16 protein-coding genes and 1 tRNA gene are annotated in these 13,919 nt (G+C 40.2%); 5 read left to right on the forward strand and 12 right to left on the reverse strand.

Annotated features, from left to right (window positions below):
* The first annotated feature begins 129 nt into the window (after positions 1-129).
* Positions 130-381 (forward strand): hypothetical protein, encoded by a 252-nt coding sequence (locus KME09_12155; protein MBW4534678.1) that lies wholly within the window; start codon positions 130-132, stop codon positions 379-381.
* Positions 382-1,106: 725 nt separating this feature from the next.
* Here the strand turns inward: KME09_12155 and KME09_12160 are convergent.
* The 6 genes from KME09_12160 to sds form a co-directional block, all read right to left on the reverse strand.
* Positions 1,107-1,188, reverse strand: a tRNA-Leu gene (locus KME09_12160).
* Positions 1,189-1,338: 150 nt separating this feature from the next.
* Positions 1,339-1,836 (reverse strand): Spy/CpxP family protein refolding chaperone, encoded by a 498-nt coding sequence (locus KME09_12165; GenBank protein ID MBW4534679.1) that lies wholly within the window; start codon positions 1,834-1,836, stop codon positions 1,339-1,341.
* 26 nt (positions 1,837-1,862) lie between these two features.
* The gene (locus KME09_12170; protein ID MBW4534680.1) at positions 1,863-2,249 is read right to left on the reverse strand and encodes a hypothetical protein; all 387 of its coding nucleotides are present in this window, start codon (positions 2,247-2,249) and stop codon (positions 1,863-1,865) included.
* A gap of 27 nt (positions 2,250-2,276) precedes the next feature.
* The gene (locus KME09_12175; GenBank protein ID MBW4534681.1) at positions 2,277-2,903 is read right to left on the reverse strand and encodes a sigma-70 family RNA polymerase sigma factor; all 627 of its coding nucleotides are present in this window, start codon (positions 2,901-2,903) and stop codon (positions 2,277-2,279) included.
* Between the two features lie 87 nt (positions 2,904-2,990).
* On the reverse strand, positions 2,991-3,470 hold the full coding sequence (locus tag KME09_12180; protein MBW4534682.1) for a hypothetical protein: 480 nt from the start codon (positions 3,468-3,470) through the stop codon (positions 2,991-2,993).
* Positions 3,471-3,593: 123 nt separating this feature from the next.
* Positions 3,594-4,568, reverse strand: coding sequence for a solanesyl diphosphate synthase (sds, locus tag KME09_12185; GenBank protein MBW4534683.1), 975 nt, complete (start codon positions 4,566-4,568; stop codon positions 3,594-3,596).
* A 564-nt stretch (positions 4,569-5,132) separates the two neighbouring features.
* Here sds and KME09_12190 point away from each other — a divergent pair.
* Positions 5,133-5,291: a hypothetical protein gene (locus KME09_12190; protein MBW4534684.1), complete on the forward strand. Its 159-nt coding sequence runs from the start codon at positions 5,133-5,135 to the stop codon at positions 5,289-5,291.
* Positions 5,292-5,321: 30 nt separating this feature from the next.
* Here KME09_12190 and murI read toward each other — a convergent pair whose 3' ends face one another.
* The 4 genes from murI to KME09_12210 form a co-directional block, all read right to left on the reverse strand.
* Positions 5,322-6,155 (reverse strand): glutamate racemase, encoded by an 834-nt coding sequence (gene murI / locus KME09_12195; GenBank protein MBW4534685.1) that lies wholly within the window; start codon positions 6,153-6,155, stop codon positions 5,322-5,324.
* A gap of 57 nt (positions 6,156-6,212) precedes the next feature.
* Positions 6,213-8,066 (reverse strand): N-acetylmuramoyl-L-alanine amidase, encoded by a 1,854-nt coding sequence (locus tag KME09_12200; GenBank protein MBW4534686.1) that lies wholly within the window; start codon positions 8,064-8,066, stop codon positions 6,213-6,215.
* A gap of 649 nt (positions 8,067-8,715) precedes the next feature.
* A complete protein-coding gene (locus KME09_12205; protein MBW4534687.1) occupies positions 8,716-9,399 on the reverse strand; it encodes a class I SAM-dependent methyltransferase in 684 nt (227 codons plus the stop codon).
* Positions 9,400-9,446: 47 nt separating this feature from the next.
* The gene (locus tag KME09_12210; protein ID MBW4534688.1) at positions 9,447-10,139 is read right to left on the reverse strand and encodes a LuxR family transcriptional regulator; all 693 of its coding nucleotides are present in this window, start codon (positions 10,137-10,139) and stop codon (positions 9,447-9,449) included.
* Between the two features lie 99 nt (positions 10,140-10,238).
* Between KME09_12210 and KME09_12215 the strand changes: the two genes are divergently transcribed.
* Genes KME09_12215 through KME09_12225 form a run of 3 tightly spaced genes read left to right on the forward strand, consistent with a single transcriptional unit; the run spans position 10,239 to position 11,808 of the window.
* Entirely contained in the window at positions 10,239-10,904 is a 666-nt protein-coding gene (locus KME09_12215) for a DJ-1/PfpI family protein (GenBank protein ID MBW4534689.1), read from the forward strand.
* A gap of 10 nt (positions 10,905-10,914) precedes the next feature.
* On the forward strand, positions 10,915-11,361 hold the full coding sequence (locus KME09_12220) for a hypothetical protein (protein MBW4534690.1): 447 nt from the start codon (positions 10,915-10,917) through the stop codon (positions 11,359-11,361).
* Between the two features lie 18 nt (positions 11,362-11,379).
* Positions 11,380-11,808 carry an MAPEG family protein gene (locus KME09_12225; protein MBW4534691.1) on the forward strand — a complete coding sequence of 143 codons (429 nt, stop codon included), beginning with the start codon at positions 11,380-11,382 and terminating at the stop codon, positions 11,806-11,808.
* 143 nt (positions 11,809-11,951) lie between these two features.
* On the opposite strand, the gene KME09_12230 is transcribed toward KME09_12225, so the two are convergent.
* Together KME09_12230 and KME09_12235 are read right to left on the reverse strand one after the other, a co-directional pair.
* Entirely contained in the window at positions 11,952-12,659 is a 708-nt protein-coding gene (locus tag KME09_12230; protein ID MBW4534692.1) for a hypothetical protein, read from the reverse strand.
* 58 nt (positions 12,660-12,717) lie between these two features.
* Positions 12,718-13,836 carry a hypothetical protein gene (locus tag KME09_12235; GenBank protein ID MBW4534693.1) on the reverse strand — a complete coding sequence of 373 codons (1,119 nt, stop codon included), beginning with the start codon at positions 13,834-13,836 and terminating at the stop codon, positions 12,718-12,720.
* Between the last annotated feature and the right edge of the window lie 83 nt (positions 13,837-13,919).

Raw genomic sequence — 13,919 nt, forward strand, 5'->3', positions numbered from 1 at the left:
TAGGAAAAGCAGCGATCGCCCGTATGCTAATTGAGAAGGATGAAGGCGCTAGACCTAGCGAGGTAGGGATGGAATTGATCGCAAAATGGGAACGAATAGAGGACGAGATCATCAAAGAGGAAGCAAACAATGAACAGGAAGACTGAAGAGTTCTTTGCTCTCAAGCACGCTATAGATGACCAGGTAGCTCGTCTAGGTTGGTCAAAAGAAAGATGTATCGTTTACATCAAAGATCGCTATGGAGTGCGTTCTAGGCTGTCTATGACAGATGAACAGTTAAAACACCTTTTGGATACCCTTAGTAGGCTGAAGCTTCAGCCTACCAGTGAAAGGTCAAATAGTCGATTAGACAGAAGACGTAAGAGGAAGCGTATCTGCTAGTTGTGTCACAACTTGTGACACAACTTAGAAAGATGTACTTACTAAGAAAAAGAATGGTAGTTAACGATAAGTTGAGCTAATTTTCAGTTTTTAGCTCTCAGGTATTCAAACACGTTCTTATCAAAATGCCAGCCTAAAATTCGATTTAAAGTGAAGCTGAGACGATATTTGACTAGGTAGCTTACCAGACTTTTTAGAATCTGAGTGATTCTAAAAGTGCAAATTTGACCTCGATCTAGCTCTAAAATGCAAAATAACGAGCTTGTACTGGAAACGTACTAGTATAAGTAAAGCTAATCTGAAACACTACCCCTTGCTATAGGCATCCACCTAGATCGAGGGGTAGTGCCGTAATTGCCTATAAAGATCAGTAAGAATAGTTGTTTTAACCATTTAATTACAGTATTTAAGATAACCGCCTGGAAAGACTTGGTTTCGTAACGAACTGAGGGTTGTTTAAGCGATTTGACAGATTGCTATAAAGATGGAATAATGTACAACTTTTCTATATAGCGATAATTAAGCGCTCTATTGAGGCATCTAGAGAAAGCCTGTTTTTGCTAGTTACTAATTTAAGCGCTTAAATAATTGGGGTATCTATGGACCCGCTTCTCTTTCGTTCAGCTCTCAGCTATAGTTACTTTTGAGTAAGTTTTGAGTAAAGCTTGAACGTGTGGGTTACGTCTTGCGAGTGAAAGTCAGTCCTAGACCGAACGATAGTGAGGTGCGGATAGCGAGACTCGAACTCGCAAGGCGTAAGCCACACGCCCCTCAAGCGTGCGTGTCTACCAATTCCACCATATCCGCAGATTGAATCAAGAAGAAGCTAAATTTGGCTTTTAGCGTCTATCATACTCATTCTTGGCAATTTATAATTTATCACATATTGAACCAGATTGTTTTGCCAATTATTGAAGTTAAATGCGAATTAATCTTTGAATACGAACAGCTTAAGCCTTATTTAACAGCAGAGTTTTTGACTAATTCCCGAAACTTTTGACGCTGTTGGGGAGTTAAAATCTCTCTGATAGCCAGCATACTCTCAAAGTGTAATGATTCCATTTTCAGACGTAAACTACTTAGTTGCCGATTTTTAGCTTGGAGTAATTCTATCGGTTCTGTCCCCACCATCATATCTGATAACTGTTGCTGCAATCTGGCAATATGCTGTTTTTGATTAATTATTTCTTGTTGATACTGGAGATGAATCTGTTGAATCTGCTGGTGCTGTTCTTTGGTTAAATCCAACTGTTGAAATAGACTACTGACAGTCTGTTCTGGTGGCGTTGCGGAAGAAGACTGTTGGGCAATGATTGTTTCAGTGGCAATATTATAACCTGTTAAAAACGACCAAGAGGAACCTGCAAACACAGGTAGGCTATAAAAAATTGAAAGAGCGATCGCGACTATAGTTAACCAGTATCGTTGTCGTCGGACTAAAGCTTGAAAAATCATTGATAGACTACAAAAAATAAAAGTCTTTACTGTGCAGAAACAGATAAAGCTGGTTGCGACTCAGATATGGTGGGAAGTAACCAGGAAGCTTCTGTTTTTTTGTTTGCTGTATAGCTGCTATTATCGAGGGTATCATACCAATTTTTGACTAAAAAGTTTTCTAGATCTTTTGGTTCGAGGGCTGTTCGAGGGGTTTTTACACCAAAACTGACAGAAGTGACCAGAAACCCAGTAGCGATCGCCCCTGGAATAGTCCATGTTATTTTAAAACTGAATCTTCTCTGTCTGGGATGAGGTTCGAGAGAATCAATTAGGCGCTGTTCGAGATCTAAGTGAGGATCGGCAGGTATGGGTCGATTATGTCGCATAAAACTGACAAGGTTATTTTGGCGATCATTGCGTAAGTTAGTCATAATGCTGCTGATTAAACTAAATAAAGGTTAAAAAGATATCCCTTGTTGTTCGAGAAATTTCTTCAAAGAATTGCGAGCGTGAAATAACCGAGATTTAACTGTTCCGACAGGCACATTTAAAATTTCGGCAACTTGCTTTTGTGGTAAATCTTCTAGGTCGTGCAAAACTAATACGGCTCGATGCTCAAAACTAAGATTATTCAAACCTCTATGCACCAAATCCCGATAGTGTAACTGCATCAAATCTGATGCAGGCTCTAAATTAGTTAGTTTTGTCTTGTCTAATTCTTTTTCCCAAGTTTTTTGATTGAGGCTGGTTTTTTCTTGACCTTTAGCTAATTTACGCCGTTGATCTATCGCTACATTCCAGCTAATGCGATAAAGCCAGGTGGAAAAATATTTAGTTGTCTTTAATTTTGGTAATCCTTTCCAAACCTTGAGAAACACCTCCTGCACCAAATCATCTAGAATTGCCGAACCACATAGTTGATAGAGGGTTGAGCGTACCCGCTGTTGGTAACGTTGGTATAGCAAACGAAAACAGTCGCGATCGCCCTGCTGACAAAGGAAGATTAATTCTTGTTCTGTCGCCGACCCTGTCTCTAATGCTGCATTGATCGCACTAGCCTGTTCACAAGCTAAGATTTTGCTCATTTTACCTAGAAATAGTTCGTTCTTGTTATATAGACTAACAATGGTTGGTGTTGGTTCAATTTTGCCTAAAATTTCAGTTTAGCTTTACTAATTATTTTGCTTGTTTAAGCAGTAAGTATTAATTTCCTGAATCAATTTCTGTTGGATTATTCCCGCTTTGATAGCATCCTGACGAGCCGATTTAAGGGCAAGAACATCTTTATTTTCTCTGGCTGTTACCGCATCGTAGGTAGCCTGTGAGTAAATACGATAGATGGTAATAAGCTGGTTTTGATATTTAATTAATTCACTTTGATTAAGCTTAAGAACTGTCATATGATCGGCTGCTTGGCTAAATCTATTTGCAGCCTCAAGCCAGTTTTTCATTTCGCTTGACTGTTCATTACCATCACTAGCATTTTGATTGTTTTGTTGAACATCTCGAGCAACTCGAAAAATCTGTTCGCACTGAGAAAATTTATTTTCTTCACAACTGACAGTAAACAAGCTTAAGAGCACAATTACCAAAATTGACTGATAGTTACCTGTTAAGCTGGGTTTTAATTTACCCTTTCTAGAGACCAACATCGTATTTATGACTTCTGACTCCTAATTAATCTTGATGCCTTATTTGATGTTATTGCCGAGCATGATTAATAATTTGCTTCAAGTTAGCATAATCTAAAATTAAAGTTGTTGAGTAAACTTAAATTAATATATACGGCTTACGGCATAATCAGTTAACTCATGGAGAGCATCTTTAGAACTAGAAGGAGGCAGACAACTAAGGCTTTGACCAGCTTTATAAGCCAGATCCTTAGCTAGTTGACGAGCTTGCTCAATACCATCGCTTTTTTTGACTAATTCTAAGGCTTGATTGAGATCTTCTGATTCAGAAAATTTGCGCTCAATTAAAATTTTCAAGTAAGGTTCTTGTTGCAGAGCATAAAACACAGGAGAGGTCAATTTGCCGCTAGCTAGATCTAATCCTGCTGGCTTCCCCAGCACTTCAGTTGAACCAGTAAAATCAAGAATATCATCGACAATTTGAAAAGCCAAACCTAAATTGCGACCATAGCTATAAAGGTTTTCCGCTACATCAGAACTCACATCACTTAAGACAGCAGCAGCCTTCGCACTATTTGCCATTAAGGAAGCAGTTTTATAATAAGTTTTGTCTAAGTAACAGTCGATAGAAGCATCTATATCAAAGCGATTTATGCTTTGCATAATTTCTCCTTGGGCAAAATCTCTAATTACCTCAGACAGAAGTTTGACTACCTGCAAATTATCTAAATTAGCCAAATACCAAGATGACTGAGCAAACAAAAAATCTCCTGCTAATACAGCAATGCGATCGCCAAATAAACTATTGACTGTTTCCACATTGCGACGCAAATCAGCTTCGTCCACCACATCATCATGTACTAGGCTAGCAGTATGAATCATCTCCGTGATTTCTGCTAAACGACGATGACGAGGGGTTAAGTCATGGTCTGACATAGTAGCTCGCGAAGCCAGCAAAACGATCGCTGGTCGAATTCTTTTTCCCCCAGCATCAAACAAGTGTTCGGCAGCAGCACCTAAAATCGGATGGCGCGCCCCAATCAGTTGCTTGAGATTATCTGTCAAAATATTCAGATCATTTTCAACGGGTGTCAATAACGAGGTAGTAGAAGATGTCATTGTTCAGCCAGGTATGGCAAATAATTATTTAAGAAACTTTACATATATTGTACTTATTTTAAGGGAAGCTCACCTAATAACCAACTACTAACTTAAGAACGATGACAAATTTAAGTCTATAATCAAGACTAGGTAAGTATTTAATCTAAAAGATTTGTGCTATTCTCAATAATGAGAGTATTACCAAAACTAAAGGTTATCTCCTGAAAGTGCGATCGAGCCAATCACATATTGGCAGATTTAGCAGACTTAACTATTTCAGGGCTAATCTCTTGCTAGGGCAATCAGCTTTATTTTGCTGAAACAAATCGATCGATAATCAGAGTAGCTCAAGTCTAAATACAGACAATTTTTTTGGATGTTTTAGTCAGACCAAGGTATCTCGAAGTAGAGGTCACAATAGCTCTGCGTTAATTTTGTCCTGAAATTTTGCTGTTTACTGTCTAAGCTAATTAGGCGACAAAAGGTGAACAGTCTAATCCAAGGTGCAAAGAAATTTCTTGTCTTAATTTCCCCAAAATTACTTAATCAAAAAAATCTGATTTAAATAAGCCCACATTAACGATGAACTTGAGCAACTTACCTGTTTTCATCTTATTTTTTGCTAGTCTCTATCTCTCAATTGTTTATGGCTTATTGAAGATAGCAGAAGTTCAAAGACACAACGCCAGAACAATTTCTCGCACTGCTGTGGATTCAAAACAGCCCATGAAAACGCCTTAAGCTGAAGCGGAGCTGTGAGGGTTGGTCAAATTACTCTGTAGGATTTAAAGCCATTACTTCCGAGACGAGTTGTTTGACCTCAATCTTTTGTACGCGCGGATAGTAGCCCAACCATTGCTGAGATAGATCGGCAAACTGCTGAGGAGATCCAGTAACACAAAAGCGAGTTGGCAAGGAAAAATGATTGTTTCTTAGTCCTAATAAGGATAATTCTTTATCCGCTGCCACTACAATATGTTCTGCTGGATCGACTACCTTAACGGAAGCTGGTAATAAGGTGCGGATAATCGGCTCTAGGTGTCGATAATGAGTACAGCCATAAACTAAAGTATCAATGTCTTGTGCTAGCAAGGGGGCTAAATATTCCTGAGCGACTAATATAGTTTGTTCGGTATATAGTTGATTTTGCTCAATTAAGCTGACAAACTGAGGACAGGCAACTTCCCACACCTGAGCTTGGGGTTTAATTTCATGAATTGCCTGACGGTAAGCATGACTTTTAGCGGTAGCAGCAGTAGCCATTACCCCAATTCGCTCTCCTTGCATGACGGCAGCTTTTGCCCCCGATAGAATTACGCCGAGAATCGGCACGTTATATTCGCTCCTGACAGCTTCTAAAGCCAAGGCTGAGCTAGTATTGCACGCCATAATAATCATTTTGAGATCTTGGCCACACATCCAATCGAGAATTTCACGCGCAAAGAGCAAAATTTCTTCTGGCGATCGCGTTCCGTAGGGTAAACGAGCCGAATCAGCAACATAGAGAAGAGATTCTGTCGGCATTTGACGATACATTTCTCTTAATACCGTCAGCCCGCCAACTCCGCTATCAAATAAGCCGATCCGCTGATGTGAATTTTTCATATTGAATGGTTAGTTTTGTCTTAAATAAGATTAATTATGGAAGTATAAATACTTAACTTAAAGATTATTCTGTTTAATATACTCCAGAATTCCCTTGGCGATCGCTTCTGCCATAAGACGACGATGATTGGGATCTTCAAGATTGTCAGCATCAACCTCTCCTGTGACAAAGCCCACCTCGACCAACACAGCTGGCATAGTGGAATGTCTCAGAACAAAAAATCTAGCTCTTCTAATGCTTCGGTCATCAATATCGACTCCATTTAAAATACTCCAGTGAACCAATTCTGCCAAGCGACGACCACTGTCATAGTAGTAAGTCTCTAACCCATTGACATCAGGACGACTGAGGTTAATTGAGTTGGCGTGAATACTGACAAACAGATCAGCCTTAACACGATTGGCGAGGTCGGTTCTACCCTCAAGGCTAATAAAGACATCCGTGTCTCTAGTCATTACGACATCAATGTTTTGTTTTCTGAGAATTTCTTCCACGTCGAGGGCAATTGGCAAGATTACATCTTTTTCTCGCAAACCATCAATGCCAACCGCACCCGAATCTTCACCACCATGACCAGGATCGATAATTACTCTGGGGCGATCTTCGGTTAGAGGAGGCAGACTTGGCTCAATAGTACTCTCCTTAGGAATCTTGGCAAATCCTGGAGGTAATAAAGGTGCATCATTTTCAGGTAGAGGAGCAATACCCACCTCAATCGGCAAGACCACCTCGTTGTCACTAGCACTGAGTTTGCCTAGACGATATCTCAAGCGAGTGGTGATTTCTAAGACGACTTGGGTATTTTCTTGACGTACCTTTAATTCGGAGATGGGACTACCTGATTGTAGTTCAGGGCCTTGAAAATCTTCGGCTAATTCGGCATTGTTAATAGTGATTTGGTAAATACCGTTACTGTTGCGGGATGCGACCGCCGATAGCTCGCGATCGCCATGAATTATCAGTTGGGTATCATCATCCCCTAGCTCAATTTCTTCAATAGAGTTTAGCTGTTCGTCATTATCGGCTACTTCAGATGATGTATCAGATTCGGTTGTGGGTAAAGGAGCATCAGAAATGCCCGCAGTAGAACGAGGAAGTTCACCTTTAGGAACTAAAAGCAAGCCTTGATTAATGCGGCTAAACATAGCAAGCCAATCAGGACTTTCTTCCGTCACCTGCATACTCATAACCGCCTGTTCATCTTCCTCCTGTTCAAAATCAATCGTGGAAACACCATATTGATTGACAGCTATCGACTGATCGACTAAATCTTCGGGTAGGGTAACACCTTCAAAAGAGAAATTAATGCGATCGCCATCTCGTTCTGAATCAATCTTTATTTGACGATCGCCCTCAATGTCAATCAAAAAGCCATTGCTCGTAGCTTTAATATAAGGAGAATCAGCACTAGCGGAATTAGCAGTATTGACCGTAGTGTCTTCTAGTCCTGGTAATTCTGTCGGCAGATCTACTTCGGGTAGTTCTAATACTTCAGGGTCTTTATTGGTAGCAGCAACACGGGATACTTCGGGCTGCGGTATGGTTACTTTCCAATGAGTCGGCGAAACATCATCAAACTCAATTTGCTCGGCATCGAGAGTATAGCCAGGCGCTAATTCCACCACAATACGCGAGGTATCTAACTCTGGTTGTCCAATACGAAATCCATTAACTGGGCCTTGGTAGCTTTCCTTTACTGTTTCTTGACCCAAAACTGTTCCTGGTAAATCAATCACCAGTCGAGTGGGGTTACTCAATAATTCAGCTTTAGGCTGTACCCCTTGGTCGGTTTCAAAAACTAAATTATTGTCCTGTGGTTCAAACTCCCACGAAACAATTTTTCCTGCCTTAGCGGGGGAGCATAACAGAAAAACACCTATAAAACCAGATAGTAGCCAGTGAAATCTCACAATTATTGCTCCTCGCACAGATTAGGTAACTGATTTTCAGATACGGTTAGCCAGTGTCGTTCATGATTCCCCCCAGAGGAGGATCTTGATACCAGTTGACGTTGGTACGTCTTTGCATACCAGCAAAGCTGCTCGTCAAATAAGACACAATTAAAATCTATGATTTCGTCAAACTGCCTCAAACAGATTGATGCCAACCTTAAAGTATCCTCAGTCAATTCCATTAGAACTTTATAGTACCCATTCTTGAAGTTTGATTGATCAAGACGTGAGAAGAAGCAATTTGGTTTCATTGATTAGTTGAGACTAATTATGTTGTCATTCCTGAACTTTGTCCACTAATTCAGCTATAGAGCCTTTCTTTTTAAAGACCAAACCGACTTCTCCTCGGGGAATTATAGCAACACCGAACGCTATTTTATTCAGCTCGAAGTTACCAAATACGGTGAATTCCGTAATGACTTTACCTAGGATAGCAACCAAAGTTCAAAATGTGGCAATAATCAATTAATTACCGTAGAAATATAAGACAAGATCGAGGCAAAGAATAAACCAGTTAACAATACTTGACCACGAGTTTTCATTTCATTAACTAATTCAACGATATCGATCGATTAAGGAGAGATTAAAAATTGAAAGTTAGCGATCGCTATTTCTCTTGAGCTTTAATTACCAGCATTTGATTTGCTCCTGGCTGTAATTCATAGGGTACTTGTACTATTGTCGGTGAATATCCTAAATTACTAAATTTATCAATCACAAAATCTAGGTAAGGCGAAGTTTCCTGCATCAAAGTTAACAGCGGAAATATTCTGACTTCTGGGCTTACTCGTAACATTTCTTGGATAGCAGCAACATGGAAATCGCAATCGCATTGTGCGGAATACAAAAACAAAAAGTGAGAACATAATGCCAGATCGTAGCTTTGATCGGCAAAATCTAAATGGGGTAATTCTTGAGCTATGTATCTACCTGCTTGTTTACCAGATTGATAATCCTGTAAAAAAATTTCTAAAGCTTTAATCCGACTAGCTTTTAACTCTTGAGGATTTTGATGATAACTCCATACCCAATTATTTGGTGTGGCAATTATCTGCTCAATAATATTGTCTACTACCGCATCAAATCTTTGTTTGATCTCTGTACCATCAAACTGATAGATCGGATCGATGGAAGTAAGATTGTATCCCTTTGCTGTACCTTCAGCATTAAAGCTCGCAGGGCCATCGCCAACTCCCAAGATACGCTGCTGCAAATCTTCTGAAGATAGATTGAACATTTTAATGTACACGTCGAGAGATCTTCCAAAAGGAACAACCTTGTCTAATTTCATGACCATAATTTAATCTTCCATATCTTTACTAACATTGTCTAGTATTGCTATAAATGGTGTCTGGTCGCGTAAAGCTGTGCCACCATTTCTGCACGAGACGAAACCTCAAGCTTGCGGAACATTCGCTTCAAAGCCTGTTTGACAGAATTTTCTGTAATCCAAATTTCTTTGCCGATCTCTGCGTTTGTTCGTCCCAAGGCAACCAATTCGGCAATTTGCAGTTCGCGAGACGTTAACGGACAAGGCTTTAAAGGCTGATGTGGTGGGTTTTCGTCGAAAACATTTTGCGATCGCCCTGTTGCCGTCCAAACAGACAAATGTAAACAGATTGCGCTCAAATCAGCTAGATTTTGGGTATCAAATGCAGGCATTGACTTTTCACGTGTGCAGCCGATTACACCAACTAATTGACCCTGGCTGACGATAGGCCCCGCCATCACATGCCAATGATCGGGACGGGGACAGATGATTGCCCATGTCTTGGGGGAGGTTACTAAGCCTTCATGGACAGGCGTATGACGCTCTGCTAAGTAGCGTGCAAGAGGATTATGTTCAACAGATAAGGCGACTTTCAAGACTTTGGGTAACTTCGGACTGGCTTTTAGTTGGTCAAAAAAGAAGATTCCCGAGCGCTTGGCTACAAAATACTCACCAATCTTGGGTGCGAGACGTGCTTGCCAATCTGATTCACTTTTGATCTGGTTGATTTCTGCAAATAAAAGCTGCAAAGAGATCATCATAAAGTTAAAAAGAGTACCCGATCGAGGACTAGGTGAAGTCAGTTGCCACTTTTATTATAAAGATAGATTAAATCGCGATCGCCTTAAGGAGATAAATTCATGACTGACTCACAAAAACACATCATTGGTTTAATATTTTATCCTGGCATGACATCGCTGGACATAGTGGGGCCACAGCAAGTTTTCAGTGCGTTGCCTGGTGTTCAGATTCATCGGCTCTGGAAAACGCTATATCCCATTAAAACCGATGATGGCATGATGCTTTTGCCCGATACCACCTTTGAAAACTGCCCGCGCTTAGATCTTATCTGCATCGGTGGCGGCTTAGGGCAGATGACAGTAGTCGACGATCCTGAGACACTAGAATTTCTCCGCAAACAAGGCAGCACCGCCAAGTTCATCACTTCTGTTTGTGGTGGCTCGGAGTTTCTGGCAAAGGCAGGACTGCTTCAAGGCTATCGAGCAGCTACCCACTGGGCGATGCGCGAACAACTTGCTCAGTTGGGCGTTGAGGTTGGCACTGAGCGGGTAGTAATCGATCGCAATCGGATTACAGGTGGCGGAGTGACAGCAGGTATCGATTTTGGTCTGACAATTGCCAGCATCCTCTGTGGAGAGGAAACCGCCAAGATCATTCAACTCTTACTAGAGTACAATCCTGCCCCACCCTTTGATGTTGGTTCGCCCGAAAAAGCGGGGAGTGAGTTGGTCGAGAAGGCAATGCTATTTATGCAGGGAATATCGAGTTTAGAAGTAGCAAAATAGGTAAACTGTCATGACCACAAATTCAGAAATTATTCGCGATCAGGCTCCGCCTCCGCTGCGCGATCGCATTCCTTCACGTTGGATGCAGATCTGTTTTTATGTAACTGCAATCGTCTTTAATCTCTGCTTGATTGCTCAGTTATTAACGGTTGGAGTTGCTTACTTCAATGATCCTGCTTGGTGGAATATTCATGTCTGGCTAGTGCGAGATTATAGCGGATTATCATTAGTACTACTGGGATGGTCGTTCATAGTCCCATTCTCACGTCAAATTAGAAATCTCGCCGTCAGCCTAACTATTCTGCTGGGGTTACAGTTTGCCAGTATTCATCTCAAAACTTGTCTTCATCTAGAGATATTCCATCCTTTAATTGGATTTTCCCTCTTCTATATTTCTTCAAGCCTTGTACACAATGCATCGCACATTTTATCACCTACCAACCATCAGAATAAGTAAGTTTGAGAGTTAGAAATAATGATGCAAAATGCAATCTTTAGTCCCTTTTTGGCGATGATGTTTTTAACATTCTTAGTTTGGGTGTATCTGTACATCCGTCGTATTAGCTTCATCACCAGTAAAAAAATCAGCTCACAAGATCTTTCAGTGCCAGGTACATTGGCGCAAATCTCGCCACCAAGTGTATCCAATCCATCAGATAACTTCAAAAATCTGTTTGAGATTCCAGTACTTTTCTATGTGCTAGTGCTGTACCTTTTCATTACGCAACAGGTGGATAACGTGTATGTGAACGCAGCGTGGATCTTTGTGGCGTTTCGCGCATTACATAGTGCTGTTCATTGCACATTTAATCTGATTATGTTGCGCTTCTATTTGTACCTAATTGCTACACTTGCATTGTGGTTTATGCTGTTCCGTGCATCAGGGCTACACTTCAGTATGTAAAGATGTAAAGCGATCTCCGAGCTGTTGAAGTTTCTCTATTTTCACCAGCAGAATTAGCAGAAAATAGTCTTTCTGCTAAACTCACTTTATCGGCAAGATGTCTGGTAGATAAAAAAGTTACTGATTGAAAATAGGATTGAGCTTTAGTTATGCTCAAATTTTTTCCACATACTTGGAGGGGGAGAGAGGAATTCATACAACCCAGGATCTCCATTCTCAGCCGAAGTAATCACGATATCAAAAGACAAAGAAATTCTCGTTTCTCCAGTTTGGTTAGCTTCTACACCATGACGTTGTTTTGAAGGGAAAATCAACAATCTTCCCTCTGTAGGAGCATAGTATCCTTCTTCATAGTTAAAAGGATTTTTCTTTTTGATGGCATTAGTATGCTCATCGCCAATACCTGCGATAATTTCATTCATACCCGCATCGTTGTAAATTGTAAAAGCACCAGATTTAAGCGTGCCACTCTCTGGCACAGATATATAGTAAACAGCGCTAACATGAGCAGTATGGTGGCTGTGAGGAGGAATTGCTTGATCTGCGCGGGAAACGACTGGCCAAGCTCTTTGAATATATAAATCTATTTTGCTAATATCTATTCCCAATTCTTCTAAAAAACGAAGAGTATGAGTTTCTAGTTGTTTAACAATCCAAGCAAAGTTAGGGTCTCGATGAATGTGTCCCGCTCCATGAAAATCGCCAGTCCAGGCAATCTCTGGATCGATCCGTTTTTTGTAACTTTCTTTTTCTAGCTTAAGAACGTTAGATACTAAAGAATCTTTTTGCTCTGCTGCATTTTCTAGATCTGCATAATAGATCGCAAGGGGAAACCAAGGTTCAATAGGCATATGTCAAATGAAATAATAATTTAATAATTTTTTAGAGAATGTAAACTTCAACCCAAATCTAGTCAATTTGAGCTTGATAGCTCTTGGTAGAATCAGGATTAAGATAGAGATGTTCGATATCTACCCCCGCTAGAGATAAATAATTCCAAACATCAGTTAATTTGTTTTCCGTCAGACCGTCTTCTTGCCATTTTTCGACTAGCGCTGTGGCAATAATGCCACAATAATGTTGACCGATATTTTCTTGTTCAAATTTTGGCGATCGCGGTTTTTCAGCTAACCCCCAACCTGGAGACAAAGGTAGACAGAAGAAAGGTATCTTTGGGCGAAAATAAGGCTGATTTTTTTGCTCAATAGTTTCGACAATTGGATATACTAGCTCAAAATCACTACTCTTGATATCTAAAACGACGGCATCGAGTTCAGCGAAATTTGTCTCATCATAGGCAATTTTAAAATTAAAAGGAATTTTGAGAGTATTGAGTTCCCGACTTAGGTGATCCAGCAGCAGCAATGCTCCTTGAGAACTTACATTAAAATACATTTGAATAATAAGATCGTCTGAGGAGTCCGCAGCCTTAATCGGGCCAGAGTTGGCGATCGCAATATAAAATCCGCGCTCTACTAAATTGGATGGCATTTTAATCGCTACTAATTGTCCTGGCTGCAACTGTATCTGCTCTGCCAGATGCTTTTCTGGTTTTATGTGTAAAGTTAAATCGTTTTTGGTTACGTGCCAATAGTCAGCTTCTTGTTTAACTACTAGCCAGTTAGGGTCGCTATAACCTTCCCCGTGATTATTTTGCACGAGCTGTTGATAGAATTTTGTTCTCGACCATTTATTGACATAATTTGCCACCTCTTGGCGATCGCTAACCTCTTTGGTTGCGGTATTATTGCTAATTTCTAAACTAGAATTTTCTTCTGGCTGAAGGTCAAAACTGAAAATACTGTAAAGATAATTTTGTAATTTGGCTGCCAGGTATTGATTGCGCTTTACAGGAGAGATTTGTTTTAAATATTCTTGAAGATGAGACGCAATGGTTACAGGTTCGCGATCGCGATAAGTGATCGTTAAATCTGCTGTAATTTGCAGATTTTCGACGATATCTTCAAACTTTTGCGTAAAATTTTCCTGATAAATTACCAAATCGTCTGGTTTGGTAGGTTTGCTCATTGAAATTGTCATTTTAAAACTAACACTGTTTTATATGCCTAATGTGAATTACAAATCATAGTGATTCATTTTTAGCTATAAGC

It is taken from the genome of Pleurocapsa minor HA4230-MV1 (assembly GCA_019359095.1).
Classification (GTDB): Bacteria; Cyanobacteriota; Cyanobacteriia; order Cyanobacteriales; family Xenococcaceae; genus Waterburya; species Waterburya minor.